Annotated in this window: 15 protein-coding genes; 11 read left to right on the top strand and 4 right to left on the bottom strand. The window is 38.9% G+C overall.

Going from position 1 to position 17252, the window contains the following annotated elements; translation table 11 throughout:
• The first annotated feature begins 13 nt into the window (after positions 1-13).
• Positions 14-739 carry a TIGR03943 family protein gene (locus tag CLO1100_RS18170; protein ID WP_014315233.1) on the top strand — a complete coding sequence of 242 codons (726 nt, stop codon included), beginning with the start codon at positions 14-16 and terminating at the stop codon, positions 737-739.
• Here CLO1100_RS18170 and CLO1100_RS18165 read toward each other — a convergent pair.
• The 4 genes from CLO1100_RS18165 to CLO1100_RS18150 are packed head-to-tail and all read right to left on the bottom strand — an operon-like array spanning position 736 to position 5192.
• Positions 736-1686, bottom strand: coding sequence for an acetylxylan esterase (locus CLO1100_RS18165; RefSeq protein ID WP_148265107.1), 951 nt, complete (start codon positions 1684-1686; stop codon positions 736-738). The genes CLO1100_RS18170 and CLO1100_RS18165 overlap by 4 nt on opposite strands.
• A 42-nt stretch (positions 1687-1728) precedes the next feature.
• On the bottom strand, positions 1729-2925 hold the full coding sequence (locus CLO1100_RS18160) for a glycosidase (protein ID WP_014315231.1): 1197 nt from the start codon (positions 2923-2925) through the stop codon (positions 1729-1731).
• A 24-nt stretch (positions 2926-2949) separates the two neighbouring features.
• Complete coding sequence (locus CLO1100_RS18155) at positions 2950-4158, bottom strand: AGE family epimerase/isomerase (RefSeq protein ID WP_014315230.1); 1209 nt, start codon at positions 4156-4158, stop codon at positions 2950-2952.
• 23 nt (positions 4159-4181) lie between these two features.
• Positions 4182-5192 (bottom strand): glycoside hydrolase family 130 protein, encoded by a 1011-nt coding sequence (locus CLO1100_RS18150; RefSeq protein ID WP_014315229.1) that lies wholly within the window; start codon positions 5190-5192, stop codon positions 4182-4184.
• Positions 5193-5412: 220 nt separating this feature from the next.
• Between CLO1100_RS18150 and CLO1100_RS18145 the strand changes: the two genes are divergently transcribed.
• From CLO1100_RS18145 to msrA, 10 genes are all read left to right on the top strand, one after another.
• A complete protein-coding gene (locus tag CLO1100_RS18145; RefSeq protein WP_014315228.1) occupies positions 5413-6429 on the top strand; it encodes a LacI family DNA-binding transcriptional regulator in 1017 nt (338 codons plus the stop codon).
• 161 nt (positions 6430-6590) lie between these two features.
• Complete coding sequence (locus CLO1100_RS18140) at positions 6591-7604, top strand: LacI family DNA-binding transcriptional regulator (RefSeq protein ID WP_014315227.1); 1014 nt, start codon at positions 6591-6593, stop codon at positions 7602-7604.
• A gap of 303 nt (positions 7605-7907) precedes the next feature.
• A complete protein-coding gene (locus CLO1100_RS18135; protein ID WP_014315226.1) occupies positions 7908-9296 on the top strand; it encodes an ABC transporter substrate-binding protein in 1389 nt (462 codons plus the stop codon).
• Between the two features lie 131 nt (positions 9297-9427).
• On the top strand, positions 9428-10315 hold the full coding sequence (locus CLO1100_RS18130) for a sugar ABC transporter permease (protein WP_014315225.1): 888 nt from the start codon (positions 9428-9430) through the stop codon (positions 10313-10315).
• On the top strand, positions 10315-11151 hold the full coding sequence (locus CLO1100_RS18125; protein WP_014315224.1) for a carbohydrate ABC transporter permease: 837 nt from the start codon (positions 10315-10317) through the stop codon (positions 11149-11151). Before CLO1100_RS18130 ends, CLO1100_RS18125 begins: the two co-directional genes overlap by 1 nt.
• 33 nt (positions 11152-11184) lie before the next feature.
• Complete coding sequence (locus CLO1100_RS18120; RefSeq protein ID WP_014315223.1) at positions 11185-15060, top strand: glycosyl hydrolase; 3876 nt, start codon at positions 11185-11187, stop codon at positions 15058-15060.
• Between the two features lie 183 nt (positions 15061-15243).
• Complete coding sequence (locus CLO1100_RS18115) at positions 15244-15705, top strand: YaiI/YqxD family protein (RefSeq protein WP_014315222.1); 462 nt, start codon at positions 15244-15246, stop codon at positions 15703-15705.
• Between the two features lie 19 nt (positions 15706-15724).
• Positions 15725-16399 carry a lactate utilization protein gene (locus CLO1100_RS18110; protein WP_014315221.1) on the top strand — a complete coding sequence of 225 codons (675 nt, stop codon included), beginning with the start codon at positions 15725-15727 and terminating at the stop codon, positions 16397-16399.
• A gap of 26 nt (positions 16400-16425) precedes the next feature.
• Entirely contained in the window at positions 16426-16707 is a 282-nt protein-coding gene (locus CLO1100_RS18105) for a DUF503 domain-containing protein (protein ID WP_014315220.1), read from the top strand.
• 45 nt (positions 16708-16752) lie between these two features.
• The gene (gene msrA, locus CLO1100_RS18100) at positions 16753-17250 is read left to right on the top strand and encodes a peptide-methionine (S)-S-oxide reductase MsrA (protein WP_347456373.1); all 498 of its coding nucleotides are present in this window, start codon (positions 16753-16755) and stop codon (positions 17248-17250) included.
• The last annotated feature ends 2 nt before the right edge of the window (positions 17251-17252 follow it).

The following is a 17252-nucleotide window of genomic DNA, read 5'->3' as shown; positions in this document are numbered from 1 at the left end:
GATTGATAATATTATGAAAAAAATAAACGGAGAGGTTCTTGTACAGATAATAATTTTATTTTTAGTTGCGACTTTACTCACCCATGCTGTTATAACAGATAAAATCAAGTATTATGTTAACATACACATAGTAAAATACATCTGGGTTTCTGTAGTAGGAGTTATAATTATTGCATTATCTCTGGTGCCGGGTTTATTCAAGCCAAAACGCAGAAATAATATGCTCCCTTGTATTATTCTGGCTATTCCGCTACTTGCAGGCACTATAACCCCGGCAGCTCCTGTCGACAGCTCCGGTATCAAGGCTAATACCGGGCAAATACAACATGAACGGGACAGAAATTTACCTGAAACACAGTTGAAGAATGACACCGATATAGTTAATATAAGCGATGATGAATATTTAAAATGGTACACTGATGCTTGTGAAAATCCAGACAAATACGACAATAAGACTGTGAGAGTCAAAGGTACTGTTTTCCGGATGGACGGATTTAGCAGGAATGAGTTTATTCCTGCCCGGATGTCAATGGTGTGCTGCGCCGCAGACCTTGTGCCATATGGATTCATATGCAAATATAGGGATGCGGAAAAATGGAAAAACGGTGAGTGGGTTTACGTTACAGCCAAAATAAAAATAGAGTACGAGCCCCATATGAAGAAGGAAATGCCCATACTCTACGGAATATCAGTTACTCCTGCACAGAAGCCGGAAAATGAACTGGTTTACCCTTATTAAGCACTACATATAAATTTAAAGATGTAGTCATTTAGCTGAGGGTAAAATTCATGGGCATAGTCATGGTACAACAGCATATTCTTGGGAGAGGTTATTTTATTGTATGCTGCAAACTGTGTTGAGGGAGGACAAACCTCGTCCATAAGTCCGGTAGTAAACATAACCTCACCCTTAATTCGCTTCATAAGATTCTGTATATCGATATATCCGAGTTTATTGAATACTTCATCTTCACTCTTGTGCAACGGGTCAAAAAAACGGAAATACTCTATTAGCTCATCTTGAGCATCAAGATACCAGTAGCGTTTAAAATCACTAAGGTACGGATGAACAGGAGCAATTTTTTTAATGCGTGGTTCCAAAGCTCCGCAAACCAGTGCCAATGCGCCTCCTTGAGATTCGCCCGTAGCAGAAACACTGCTTTCGTCAACCTCAGGAAAGCTCATTACAATATTTGCAAGCTGTGCAGTGTCAAGATATATCTGTCGGAATAACATCTTATCAGGTTTATCATTTAACCCTCTTATTATATGACCTCTAAGGGTAGGGCCTTTTATGCAGGATTTATCCTCCGAAAGTCCTCCCTGACCTCGACAGTCCAGGGCTGCAACACAATACCCCATTGTCGCATATGCCAGTTTGTCTGTCCAATCACCTGAATTCCATGCATAACCGTGAAATTTTAGAACAGCCGGACAAGGCTTTGTATAATTCTTTGGCCGCACATATTTGGCATGTATTCTGGCTCCGCCTGTTCCTGTAAAGTACAGGTCGAAAAGCTCTGCAAAAGGCACATTTATAAAATTATTGGGAATAAGTTCAATATCAGGCTTGACAGAACACATCTCCTGCAGCGATTTATCCCAGAAAACATCAAAGTCTGACGGACAGGGACTGCAACCCTGATACTTTTCCAATTCATTCATAGGCATATCGCCGTGGGTCAGATTCATATTACCCTCCACATTTAATAAATTAAATAATAAAAGTCATATTTTAATATTCGAACCCGGTGAATTAATGAGCTTAAGGTTCCTTGAAATCAGGTCAATCCTCTGCTGTACACAGGCATAGGATTTCAAAGGGTCTTCGGGGGTATTAATAACATAGTCCAACAGCCTGTCGATAGTGGTAGTAGCCACATGACATCGCGTATCGGAGGAAGCGTAGTAAATAAGTACATCCCCGCTTTGTCTTGCTACAACACCGTTGCAGAAGACCACATTTGAAACATCCCCGATTCTTTCTTCACCTTCAGGGGCAATAAGAAAACCGCCCGGACGATGGGTCACAATTTCAGGATGTTCAAGATCCGAAAGGAAGGCATAAACAACATATCTTAGTCCGGCCGCAGTATTCCTGACACCGTGAGCGATGTGGAGCCAGCCTCTTTCTGTCTTTATAGGAGCAGGCCCCTCACCGTTTTTGACTTCTTTTATAGTGTGATACTCCTTACATTCCATTAATATTTCTTCGTCTATAACTGCATTTTCCATGCTGTCCGTGTAACCAAACCCAATTCCGCCGCCCTTTCCCGTTTCAATAAATCCGTCCTGAGGCCGTGTGTAAAGGGCGTATCTTCCATTTATAAATTCAGGGTGAAGGACTACATTTCTCTGCTGTGGAGATGATGTTTTTAAATCCGGCAAACGCTCCCAAGATTTTAAATCTCTGGTTCTGGCAATACCGCATGCAGCTACCGCACTTGAAGTGTCACCGAAAGGGGCATCAGGGTCTTTTCTCTCTGTACAGAAAAGACCGTAAATCCAACCGTCCTCATGTTGTACAAGCCTCATGTCGTAAACATTAATATCAGGATTTTCTGTTTCAGGCATAACTACAGGGTAATCCCAGAAAGTAAAATTGTCTATTCCATTTTTACTCTCAGCCACAGCAAAAAAAGATTTTCTGTCGTTACCTTCAACACGTACTACAAGATATATTTTCCCATTCAGCTCAATGGCACCCGGATTGAAAGCACAGTTGACACCAATTCGTTCCATCAGACAGGGATTGGCAGTCTTGTTAAGGTCATATCTCCAGAAAAGAGGAGTATGGTCCTTGGTTATAACAGGATATTTATATTTATCATATATACCGTTTCCGCCTTCTTCAATTACGTTTTTTCTTTTAATCAATTCGTTATATTTCTGAACAAGATAATTCAGTCTTTCATCAAAAACCATAAAGAACCTCCGGATAAGAATTATTTAGACATTTTGCTTCTTGAATCTCTGTATAATTTCAAAACACATTCTGCTGTTGTGGTAAGGACATTTCCAAGGGCCTGCTTTTTCACCCTTTGTAATAGTTAATCCGTCTGGGGATGTCCCCCAGAACCATTCGCCGTTAACCTTGTCAATAATGTGTGATTTAATAAAGTTCCACATATTAAAAGCTTCAATCATAAAAGAGTCGTTTCCTGTCAGCTGATATGCATTGGAGAATCCCACAACTGCTTCTGCCTGTGGCCACCAGTCTTTGAAGGTTTCAATAACATCTTTGTCCTGCTCATAAAAAAGGCCTCCGTTTTCCTTATCAATTCCTTTTTGAAAAACTCTTTGAGCCATAGAAAGGGAGATTTCACGAACCTTTTCGATTAGTTCTTTGTTACCTGTGACTTCCGCTGCCTCGTATAAAAGCCAGCTGCCCTCAATATCATGTCCGAAGGATACTTTCTCGGAAACAGGATTCCATTTTTCATCAAAGAACAAATTAAAACAGTGTTTTTCAGGGTTTATTATATGATTAATTGTAATATTGATAATTTCTTCAAGATTAGATTTCAGCCCGTCATCCTTCCAAGCTCTGTATAGGTTTGTATAGGCCTCCATAATATGGAGGTGGGTGTTCATTGATTTTGAGACGTTCATATCAGCAGGGCTTAGGGATACGTCCTCTAGAGTCTGCCAGTTAAAACTACGGGCCTCGTAATATCCCTTGTTTACAGAATCGCAAGCATTGGATTCCAAAGCTTTGTATAGTTCTATTGCCTTGACAAGACTATCCTTTCTGCCTGTTGCAAGGTAAAATTCAGACAAACCGTAGATAGCAAAAGCAAGGGCATAAGTCTGTTTTTTTGAATTGAGGACATTACCCTTGTAATCCAAAAGCCAGTATACTCCTGAATTTACTTTATCAATAAAAAAGTCAGAAATATAATCATAAGCACGTTTAGCCATGAAAAGATACTTTTCTTTCTTGTAAAGACTATAAGCCTTAGAATATGTCCATAAAATCCTGGCATTTAGCACTGCTGCCTTTTCATGGGTTTTGTCAATGGTAAGGTCAGATGATATGTATCCGTAAAACCCGCCATTGTCTTTATCAACGGCGTTATCAATCCAAAACTGTAATATGTCATCCTTAAGTTCGGATTCCAGTTCTTCAACCATATAATTAATCAATTTACCATCCATAACTTCACGCCTCCTCAATTAAGTTATCTGTATTCCTCCGCATCTCCCGGCAGTAATTCAGAGTTGGACTTAATGAAGCTTATCAATTCATCCGCATTAGCGTAAGCCAGAGCGGAATATGTGTCGGCGGCACCATAATATATAGCAATTCTGCCGCTTTCAGCATCATGGAGAGCAGCACAAGGGAACACTACATTAGGTACAAATCCTGTTGTTTCATAGGACATTTCAGGTGTAAGAAGATAATCCTTTGTGCGATAAAGAACCTTAGAAGGGTTAACAATATCCAGAATTGCCGCTCCGAAACTATATACAAATCCATTGCAGGTTCCTGTAACACCATGGTAAAAAAGGAGCCAGCCGTCAGTTGTTTCAATAGGTACTGCCCCTGCTCCTATTTTAACGCTTTGCCACCATCCTGAACCGCCTTTTTGCATTACCCGTCTGTGACAACCCCAATGAACAAGGTCGGGACTCTCACTAATAAAAATGTCTCCGAAAGGAGTATGGCCTGAGTCACTGGGTCTGCTTAGGAGTAGATACTTTCCTTTAATCTTGCGTGGGAACAATACACCGTTACGGTTAAAAGGTATAAAGGGATTTTCCAGACGTGTAAAATGCTTGAAATCTTTAGTCATGCCTAACCCAAGTGAGGCCCCTCCAAAGTCTGTGCACCATACAATATAATATGTACCGTCCAATTCTACCAGACGAGGGTCATAAGAATAATTCGGCTCATACAGATTACCCTCCACGTCGTGCCATACTATAGGAGCATCCTCTACATTCCAATTAACTCCATCACTGCTAAATCCAACGTGAATACGAGCTTTGCCGTCTTTATGATCTGCTCTGAAAATACCTGCAAAACCTGAATTCCAGGGAACTACCGAACTATTATATATTCTGGCTGTTCTGGGTGTAGGGTTCCAACCGATAATAGGATTCCCTTCATGTCTCCATATAACACTGCTGCAACCGAGAGGTTTATCTTGCCAGGGAATGTTCTTTAAAGTCTTACCGATAATTGACATAGCGGATACCTCCATAAAAGTAATATTACAAAATATCCAAGGGAAAAGAAAAGCGAGAATAATTATTACTTTAACCTAAACTTAACGTTTGTAACATTATAATACTAAATTATTAACTTAAAGTAAAGTAAATATAATGTAATTTGTAATATTACAAATTGCCTTTAAAAGCATAAGCAGTTATGCTATAATTCTTTCATTAACTGCTTGTGGAGGAATTATGCCCAAAAAAGTAACGATGGATAACATTGCAGAGAAACTCGGTATCTCTAAAAATACAGTGTCTCTGGCACTCAGAGGTATGCCCGGTATAAGTGAAAATACCAGAAATTTAATTGAACAGACGGCGAATGGAATGGGCTACAGATACAAAGCGTCTGTTCGTAAAAGCATAATGGCCCGCAACCTTTGTCTTATTATTGCAAAAAGCACGAGGGATTCCATTGGGTTCTTTAGTTATGTTCAGCTTGGAATAGAAGACGAAGCAAAGAAAAATAACTTTAACACAATAATACATTATTATGACGAGAACGACGAAGGCTTCGAGACACCCAACTGTGTAAAAGACGGCATGGTTTCGGGGATAATTACTCTGGGTAGAATATCACATAAAACAATAAACTGTATAATAGGATATGATCTCCCTGTGGTAATGGTAGATAATTATTTTGACAACCTTGCAATGGATTGCATACTAACGGACAACCATTCAGGAGGTTATGCTGCCACGGAGCATCTTATAGACTGCGGACATACCAAAATAGGCTTTTTGGGTGATATCTCCGCATCAATAAGCTTTTATGACAGGTATCAGGGTTTTTTAAAAGCTTTGGGAGACAGGGGAATTGAATTTAAGGAAGTATTCTCAATTATAGGTAAAAAGCTTGAAGAACTGCCTAAAAAAGATATAGAGGCTTTAATCTGCGAAATGAAAGTAAAGGCAGGACTGCCGGATGCATTTTTCTGCTGTAATGATGCAGAGGCTATAGTATTTTTGAAAGTGCTTAAAAATATGGGCATATCGGTGCCGGATGAAATTTCGGTAATCGGATTTGACGATATAGAAAATGCCGGAAATGTTACCCCGGAATTAACAACAATGAGAGTGCAGAAAGAGCTTATGGGAAAAAGGGCAGTCTGTAGGCTTATAGAAAAACTGGAACATGAAATTAAACCGACAGAAAAGATATTACTGTCGGCCTGTCTTGTTAAAAGAAAGTCAGTTAAACGAAGATAATGAACTCATAGTAACTGCAATTGACAAAAAATTCAAATAAATATGTAATTTAGATTAAGTTAACGTTAATCTACTGATGACAAAACCCAATAAATTATAGTAAAATAATAATCGACCGCAAAAGATACATAATACTGTCAGGTGTCATGAGAGGTGAGATTATGAAAAGTAGCATATCAATGAAGAATATCGCCAGGGAATTAAATGTCAGCATTGTCACAGTTTCTAAAGCACTAAATGATAAGGACGGTGTCAGTGACGAACTTAAACTAAAAATAAAAGATTTAGCAGATAAAATGGGCTACAGGTACAATATGATGGCAAAATCCATGAGGGATGGACTGTCATATAATATAGGAGTAATTATCCCTGAACATTTTTTGGGGGACGATAAGTCGTATTATTTTAGTGTTTTTAAACATCTTTCCCAGATAATGGAGAGACATCAGTATTGTGCAATTCTGCAGGTACTAAACTCTGACGATGAAAATAACGTTGTTCTGCCCAAGTTTTATTATGACAAGAAGGTAGACGGACTTATTGTACTGGGACAGGTAAATAAAGCATATATTAAGGCACTGCAGAAGATTGAAATACCCGCGGTTTTTCTGGATTTTTACGATGAAAATACAAATGTTGATTCAATAACGGTGGACAATTATTCAGGGGCTTATGAATTAACGAATTACCTTATAAAAAACGGACATGTTAATATAGCTTTTGTTGGTGATATATATGCAACCAGTAGTATACAGGACAGGTATCTCGGAGTGTGCAAATCACTTTTAGAGCATGGTATAAAATTAAGGGAAGATTATGTAATATGTGACAGGGACCAACATGGAAAATATATTGAGTTTAAGTTTCCCAAAGATATGCCTACCGCTTTTGTATGCAACTGTGACGGAGTGGCATATAATCTTATAATAAAGCTGAAGGAAATGGGCTTTCACATACCGGAAGATTTTTCCGTAGTAGGGTTTGACAACGATATATATGCCACAATATCTGACCCCCAGATTACAACTGTTGAGGTAGATGTGGAAGAAATAGCGGGAACAGCAGTTAAATCAATCCTTGATAAGGTAAAAAAAGAGAACGGGAGTACTACGGGCCGGTCTACCATAAAGGGACGGATTATATACAGGGATTCTGTTAAAAAAATTAATGGGTAAGCAGGTACAACCTTAAATCATACTTAATATTATAAACAAAATAAAAAAATTGCATGGGCATTCCATGCAATTTTTTTATTTTGTTTAGTCCCGTAACTTAACGTTAATTGGATGTACAAAGTGACTGTTTTTTAGATATATTGCACAAATATAAGGCTCGCATTGGCAGACTTATGTCAATTTTCCACAAATAAATAATTTTGACAATGTTGACAATTAATTCATGCCAATATATAATTTAATTAAATCTGAACTTAAACGTTAACCTTATTCGCATTACCAATATTATAAGGGGGAATGAAAATGATTAAAAATAGGATTGCACCATTAGTCCTAAGTCTGGCAATGCTAGCCACCGCTTTTACTGCATGCGGCTCGCAAGATAGTTCTAACGATACCGGTTCTAACTCATCGGCATCATCAACTGCAGCAGGTACAACTTCCGCAGCCAAGGACATTAAAGGCGAAATATTGTTCTACAACACAAGAACTGATATGGAACTGGACAGCTACGAGAAAAACTGGAAATATTATATTGGAGAATTCAATAAAAAGTATCCTAACATAAAGGTGAATATTGAAACATCAAAGGACTACGAAGGTGATCTTGCAATCCGCATGAATTCCAACGAATACGGCGATGTTTTATTTATGTCTGCAAAGATGAAAGATGCGGATCTTCCAAGCTTTTTCATTCCATTAGGGAAAAAAGCAGAGTTGGAAAAGAAGTATGATTTCGTTCAGGACAGATATGTTGGAGAGGATACATACGGAATTCCACCTAACGGAAACGGACAGGGTATTGTATATAACAAGAGTGTATTTACAAAAGCGGGTATTACGACTCTTCCCAAAACCGAGGATGAATTCCTTGCAGATTTGAAACTCATCAAAGACAAAACAGATGCTATTCCATTATATACGAACTACAAGGACAGTTGGGCTCTTAATGCATGGGAAGGTTACATAGACAGTGTGTCCGGCAGCGATACATATACAAATCAGGTAATGCTTCATGAGGATGACCCGTTTGCAAAGGGAAAACCTCACTATATAGTTTATAAATATTTATTTGATGTTGTAAGTCAAAAGTTGGTTGAGGACGATCCAATGACTACTGACTGGGAAAGTTCAAAGCAACTGCTGGCTGATGGCAAAATTGCAACAATGCCTCTTGGCTCTTGGGCAATTCCACAGATAAAATCAAAGGCTAAAAACCCTGATGATGTGTCCTACATGCCATTCCCGTATAGTATTGACGGAAAAATGTATACACAGGCCGCAGGCGATTACAAACTGTGTATAAGTAAGAACAGCAAAAACATAGAAGCTGCAAAGGCATTTTTATGGTGGTTCCTTGATGAATCAAACTATGCTCAGAATGAAGGTCTTATACCGTCCCTTAAAGGTTCGGCATATCCCGATACTTTAAAGAACTTTCAGGATATGGGCGTTACACTCCTTATAGACAAGGGAGCAATAAACGACGGAACCAAGAATGAAAACGGATGGCTGGATGCTATAGATAAAGAATCTGAAGTAGGTTTATGGAATGAAAACTTTAAGAAGGATATTGTAGATACAGCATTAGGCAACAAAAAGGGTACATATGATGATATAATGAACGGCCTTAATAAAAAATGGGCTGATACAAGAGCGAAGCTCATAAAAGAAGGTACTATAGGCAAGTAATCAAATCTCGGTAATCCTAGAATCCTAAAATATATAGTTTAAACAATAAGGGGGAAAATATTTTCCCCTTATTGTTTGGAATTAAAAAACCTATCATATTTTATCCGAGTTGAATAGATCGGAGGTGCAATATGTTCTCAAAGCTAAGCTACAAGGTTCAAAAAAGAATTATTATTGTAGCATTTCTTGTAATTCCCCTAGCTCTTTTAGCTGTTTTTTCATATTTTCCTGCATTAAACCTTTTCTATTACAGCCTGACAAAATGGGACGGCATTTCTAAAACCAAAGAGTTTGTAGGCATGCGAAACTATGTTGATTTATTTTCACAGCAGGAAAACTTTATAGTATTCAAGAACAGTTTGTATTACCTTGGAGGTTCAGTGATTCAAATTGGTCTTGCCCTGTATTTTTCATCTATATTAAGTTATAAAGTTCGATTTAAAAGCTTTTTCAAAGGAGTACTATTCTTTCCTTACCTATTAAACGGTGTTGCAGTCAGTTTTATGTTTATGCTGTTTTTCAGGCCCGAAGGAACAATGGACAGCCTGATGACGGCTATCGGACTTGGTGCATTTACTCAAAAGTGGTTGGGAAACCCCAACATAATTAACTTCTCTCTTGTTGCGGTTTCAATATGGAGGTTTTTCGGATATAACTTCATTCTCTTTTCAGGGGCAATACAGTCTGTACCTGACGAAATGTATGAAGCTACCGAAATTGATGGTGCAAACAGATTTCAGCAGTTTTGGTATGTAACCTTGCCTTCCATAAAACGAGTTATCGAATTGAATGTAATTCTTTCAATAAGCGGGTCAATCAGTGCCTTTGAGGTACCGTACATAATGACTGGAGGTTCAAACGGCAGTATGACCTTTGTTATAAGAACTGTTGAGGCCGCGTTTAAATGGCGTAAGTACGGCCTTGCTTCTGCCATGGGAGTAGTACTTCTGGTAATTGTTGTTTTCACAACACTGCTTCAAAAGAAATTATTTGGCGATGACAAGGAGGCGAATGCATAATGGCTTCTAAAAGAATTAATATATTTGATATTTTAAAGTATATAACCTTGGTAATTGCTTCGTTTATCGCATTACTTCCTATAGTTGTAGTCTTTTTCATATCCTTTAAAACATCCAGCGAATATGCCAATTCCAATCCATTGATGCCACCCAAAAACTGGTTGAACTTCAGCAACTTTCACAATGCATTTTCAGACGGAGGTATGCTTAGAGGATTTATCAATACCGTTATCATTATGGCAGTGGTTCTTTTCGGTGCAATAATAATAGGTACTATGGTGGCGTACGTTTTAGACCGATTCAAATTTAAAGGCAGCGGACTGGTGGTGGGAGCTTTCTTGCTGGCTACACTGATACCCGGAATAACCACACAGGTTGCCACCTACAAGGTAATAAATGTACTGCACCTTCAAAATACCAGATTGGCACCTATGATTCTGGGTGTAGGCACAGACATAATTTCAATATACATTTTCATACAGTTTATTTCTAATATATCTGTTGCTCTTGATGAATCGGCAATGATTGAGGGTGCATCATATTTTACGATATACAGGAAGATAATATTGCCCCTTTTAAAGCCGGCCATTGCTACTGTTGTCATTATAAAGGGAACAGGCGTATACAATGACTTTTATACTCCTTTGCTGTATATGCCCAAAAGTAGCCTTGGCACAGTTTCAACATCTCTTTATAGATTCCAGGGGCCTTACGGCGGACGTTGGGAGGTAATATGCGCAGGCGTTATAATAGCTATTATCCCGACACTCATAGCTTTTATCTCACTGCAAAAATACTTCTACAACGGATTTACCGGAGGTTCTGTAAAAATGTAAGTCAAAAAATAATTAAATACGGAGGGCTGAAAAATGATTAGAAGAAACTTTCAAAAATTACTGGCTTTCTCATTATCCTTGGCTATTTTTACGACAATTTTACCTTTTAGCCTGTCTAATCAGGTATCCGCAGCAAATGAAGAACAAACAAACGTGATTTATGAGAACAATTTTGAGGAGGATTCCAACGCAGTAACAATAGGAGATACAAAAGCATTGGAATACGATGCGGTTGGAAGTCCCGACAGCGACTGGAGTACTATATTCCAGGCAGACTTAGGCTTTACTTACACTGATAAAGTGTACGAGGGAGCTGTTATGAGTTTTGACCTTCTTTTGCCGGAAGGAAGCACCTACAACGGACTACTAAAAGCACAGGCCGTTACTAAAATGGGAAGTTCATGGACATGGACACAGTCGCCTGTTATTTCAGAGATAGGCATAAATGAGTTTTCTGATTCAGGCAAAGGATATATGACAGCTCATGTATCTATTCCGTTTGGCTCGGAAATAGAGGCTGTACAAGAAATAAAGTCAATAGTTCCGTGTCTGGCAGGAAGCAGAATTGACTACACGGGAAAAATTTATCTCGATAATGTAAAGCTTGTAAACGGTACTCCTTCCACACAAACAGGCAGTGAAATCTACACAAATGATTTTGAAAATGATGAAACTGCAGTAAGTGTAGGGGATACAAAAGCATTGGAATATGATGCTGTCGGAAATCCTGAAAGTGATTGGACTACCGTATTCCAGACAGATTTGGGTTTTAATTACAACGATAATGTTTACGAGGGAGCAACTATGAGTTTTGACCTTCTTTTGCCGGAGGGAAGTACCTACAATGGGCTTCTGAAAGCACAGGCAGTTACAAAAATGGGCAGTTCATGGACATGGACACAGTCGCCTAACATTGCTGATATAGGAATAAATCAGTTTAAGAATTCAGGAAAAGGTTACTTGACGGCCCATGTCTCCATTCCTTTTGGTTCAGAGATTGAGGCTGTCCAAGGAATAAAGTCAATAGTTCCATGCCTCGCAGGAAGCAGATGCGACTATACGGGGAAAATTTATCTTGATAATGTAAAGATGATAAACGGTATTTCCAATGAAGAGGAGCCTGAACCTGAAATACCACAGGTAGACCCTGTAACTTACACCTTTGATAATGCTAAGGATGTAGACGGCTGGTCTACTATAGACGGCTACGAATACAGCGGCGGTGTAAAAATTAGTCATAATACGTCAGTTGGAAACGGTTCAATGCAGCTGGACCTTGACTATTCACAAAACTCATCATCAGGCTGGAGTGAAGCAAAAGTTCTTTACTCTTTTGGGGCAGCAAAGGAACTTAACGGATATAATAATTTCAAGTTTGACTTTATTTATAATCCCCAAAATATGACATCCGGTTCATTCAAGGCAAAGCTGTCAGCAGGTATAATACAAGCAAATACAGATATAAGCCTTAGTAAAGCCGAGGACTACGGAAACGGTTTAAAAAAGGTAACGGCAGAAATTGAATTTGCAAGTACTAAAAATTCAGTTGACAACTTCATACTGGGAATAGTGGGTTCAAGTACAAATTATGTGGGACCTATGTACATAGACAATATTACATTCAGTCAGAAGAGTCAGGAAAACATATATGTAAATGCTACTCTCAAGCCCGAAGCACAAGAAGCTATCAGTGTAAGCGAAGATTCAATTACGGCAAACGGTTCTACCGTTACAACCCCGGAACAGGTGAAAATGGTTGATGACGAAGCAATTCCTGCTGCTGTAAAGCTTTATGCGTATTTAGAAGCAGTGGGCAAATCCGACAGTGTATTGTTCGGACATCAGAATGATACTCATCACAAAGCAGGGAATCCTGCCTATTCAAATTCGGATACCAAGGATGTTACCGGTTCAATATCAGCTGTTGTGGGAGTGGATACACTTTCTATTACGGGAAATGAGTTGGGAACGTGGAATCAGCCACTTTCACAGCGTGTGGCAGCTTGTGCGGAAATGACCGAGGCAGCTGCAGGGCAGGGAGCTATTATTACTTTGTCAGCTCACATGCCTAATTTTGATGTAATAGACCAAAGAGTTGAAAACAATGTACCGGGTTCTACAGACCAGAACAAGGTTGGAATACTATCAGACGGCACATATAACTTTTCAGGTTATACTCCGAATACCACAACCGGGGATGTAGTTACAAGGATAATGCCGGGGCAGGACTTGAACTATTTGTATAACGCATACCTTGATATGATAGCGGAATATGCTAAAAGTCTGGAGCAGAAAAATATCTCGGTTCTGTTCAGGCCTTTCCATGAATGTACTGGAAGCTGGTTCTGGTGGGGAGCTGCCTTCTGTGACCAGGAAGCATATAAAAATCTTTATAAATACACCGTTGAATACCTCCGTGATACAAAGGGAGTTCACAATTTTATATATGTATACGGCCCCAGTAGTGATGCAGAAAGCGTGGCAGACTATGGAAAACGCTATCCCGGTGATGAATACGTTGATATGGTAGGGTTTGACATGTATCACCAAAATCCGGTTGAGGGAGATAACTTTATAAATCAGCTTAAAACAGAATTGAGTATTGTAGAGCAATTTGCTAAAGAGCATGGCAAATTATTTGCGGTAACCGAAACAGGAGTTGCCAATGCAAATAACCAAGCACTTTTAAAATCAGGTAACCAGAGAAAAGACTGGTATAATGAAATCCTTGATGCAGTCTCTCCAACAGATGCGTCATACTTCCTCCTTTGGGCAAACTTCGGAACTGATTCCGGCTTCTATACTCCTTATGTAACTAAAAAAACCGAAACTACTATGACAGGACATGAAATGCTTGACAATTTCATAGATTTCTATAATGACCCGAGAACAGTATTTGCTGACGGAATGGGGCAGTATACTGGGATTTCTGTAACTGCTGCAAAGAATACGGAGGTTTCGGGATACATTACCTCACCTGTGTCAGGCAGCAGAATATTAACGGGACAGAGAATAATTGCCAGTGTGACCAATGCGAATGATAATATGGCAGTTAAATTCATTTTAAAGAATAAAGCAGGTGCAGTAGTAGCTCAAATACCAGCATTACAAGGTGATGGCAAGGAATACGTGGGGGTGCTTACTGACAGCAAGCTCCAAAGTATCGGTAAGACCGTAGGTACAATAACTCTGGCTGTAGATACAAAGGAATGTAATACCGTAAATGTTAAGTTCAACATGCCGGTTCCCGTTGTTGACCCAACAGTAGTAGATACTTTTGAGGACTATTACGGAGATAATGACGTTCTTAACACCAGTTGGAGTGTAGGAAAGGGAACAGGCTGTACAGTTACACCGTCCTTAACAAACTCTTGCCATGAAGGCGAGTATGGTTTGGAGTTCAAGTATTCACTTGTTCCCGGAGGTTATGTAGGGGTTACCAAGAATCTCGGTTTCGATTGGTCAGACAAGAATACACTGCAATTATGGATGCTGCCTGATGGAAACAACCAAAAAACAGTTGTTCAGGTTACATCAGGCGGTAATGTATTTGAGGTATATCTGAATGAATATGCAGGATTTAAAAATCTGAAAGAGCCCGTACTGGTAACAATACCATTCTCAAGCTTTGTAGGCAGAGATAACAAGGATGCAAAGTTTGACCCAAGTCAGATTGACAGCTTTGGACTATGGCTGAATACAATTGTACCGGAGGGGCAGAATCCTGATACCTACAAATTGAATTCAGTCCTGTACTATGACAGTATAAAGGCTGTAAATACCGACTTTACAACTGTAAACTTTAAGGTTGACAATGATTATTCAATGAGACAGTTGATTAACCGCATATGGAAAATACGGGACAGATTACCCCAGTGGCTTGTTGATTATTTGTTCCCTCAAAATTAATTTTTGGCTTTTATTATAAAAAAACTATATGACGGCTGTCTCCGGGTGTACAAAGTTATTTCCGGAGACAGCCGTTTTTGGCTATGGCACTCGTAAAAAAGACATATAAATGTAACCACGGTTGATTTAATTGAATTATTTGGTATAGAATAATAAATAAAATGAAAGCCGGAAGGAACTTATATGCAAATACTTGTAGATGCAGATGCATGCCCGGTAAAAAATATAATCATCAGGATTGCAAAGGAATATGGCATTCCAGTCATAATGATTATTGATACCAGTCACGAACTAAATGATGGATATAGTACGGTAATTACCGTAGACAAGGCACGTGACAGTGTTGACATAAAGCTTATCAATATGCTTAAAAAGAACGATATTGTGGTCACTCAGGACTATGGTGTAGCTGCTATGGGACTGGGTAAAGGCGCAAAAGTTCTGAATCAGAACGGCTTGATATACTCGGATAATAATATTGACAGATTGTTATTTGAAAGACATTTGGGACAAAAAATCAGGAGGGCGGGAGGAAGAACCGGCACTATTAGAAAAAGGTCAAAAGAGAATGATGAAGCCTTTGAAAAAGCACTTCTGATGCTAATAAAATCAGAGTCTGAAAGCACGCAGGATTTAAATATATAGGATAATGGAGGGGTTAAAAATGGATAAAAATACAAAGGCTATTGTAGACAAAAGAATTAAGAAAACTATGGAAAATTTGAAGGCCAATAATATGCAACCTTATTATGTTGAAACTGTAAAAGATGTTGCAGGGAAGGTAGCTGAATTGCTTAAAGAAGGAGATACGGTTGCTGTGGGCGGTTCTATGAGTTTGTTTGAAGCAGGAATTATAGATTTGCTCCGTTCGGGTAAATATACCTTTCTTGACAGATATGAAAAGGGATTATCCCGGGAACAGATGAGACAAATTTTTAGAAAATCCTTTTTTGCCGATGTATATCTCAGTAGTTCGAATGCCGTTACGGAAAATGGGGAACTATACAATGTAGACGGCAATTCCAATAGGGTCGCTGCTATATGTTACGGCCCGGAATCAGTAGTAATTGTGGTGGGTATAAATAAAATAGTAGGAAATCTGGATGAGGCAGTTAAAAGGGTAAAAACTATGGCAGCTCCTGCAAATGCCACTCGACTTGATTATACATCCTATTGTACGGAAAAAGGAGAGTGCATGGGACTGGCATCCGGGAATTCCTGCATGACAAGCGGCTGCGGCGGGCAAAACAGAATATGCTGCAATTATGTTGTCAGTGCATATCAGAACCAAAAGGACAGGATTAAGGTAATAATAGTTGGAGAGGAACTGGGCTATTAATAGGTTTCAATGGAGAGGGAAGCTGTATGATTGTATCAACTTTGAGAATAAAGCTTTATGCACCTATGTGCCATTCACTCAAGGACAAGCGTATGATAGTTAAAAGTATAGTGCAAAGGGCCAGAAACAAATTTAATATATCTATAGCTGAGGTAGAAGAACAGGATTTATATCAGACTATTGTAATAGGGGCAGCCTGTGTGTCTACGGGCAGAGCACAGGCAAATGCTGTTCTGAATGAAGTCATGAAATTTATAGAGGCAAATACAGAAGCAGAAATAACTGATATTTTATTTGAGGACAGATAAAAATATATAAAAGGAGTGGCTGTAATGATTGAAACAAATAATAGCATTTCTGAGGTATGGCTTGCGGGAGGATGTTTCTGGGGAGTTCAGGCATTTTTGTCAAGACTTCCGGGAGTAATCCATACGGAGGTTGGTTATGCAAACGGAAACACTGAAAACCCTACCTATGAAGATGTTTGCAGAAGGTCAACAGGTCATGCTGAAACTGTTTATGTAAAGTATGATAAAACTAAGATTTCTATGGAAAAGCTGTTGGATTATTTTTTCAGAATTATAGACCCTACCTTGCTCAACAGACAGGGGAACGATATAGGTCCACAGTACCGTACAGGTATTTACTATAAGAATCCAGAAGACAGGGAAATTATAGATAGCTATATCAATAGCAAACAGGAGTTGTACAAAGGAAAAATCCTGACAGAGGTTCTTCCTCTTGACAATTTTTATAAAGCAGAGGATTACCATCAGGAGTATCTTGATAAAAATCCTCAGGGGTACTGTCACATTGACTTATCCATCCTAAATGACATTGGAAAGGAATGAAC

Origin of the sequence: Clostridium sp. BNL1100, assembly GCF_000244875.1 — a bacterium.
GTDB lineage: Bacteria > Bacillota > Clostridia > Acetivibrionales > DSM-1351 > Ruminiclostridium.
Note: the sequence above shows the minus strand (reverse complement) of the source record. Positions and strands in the feature narration are given on the sequence as shown.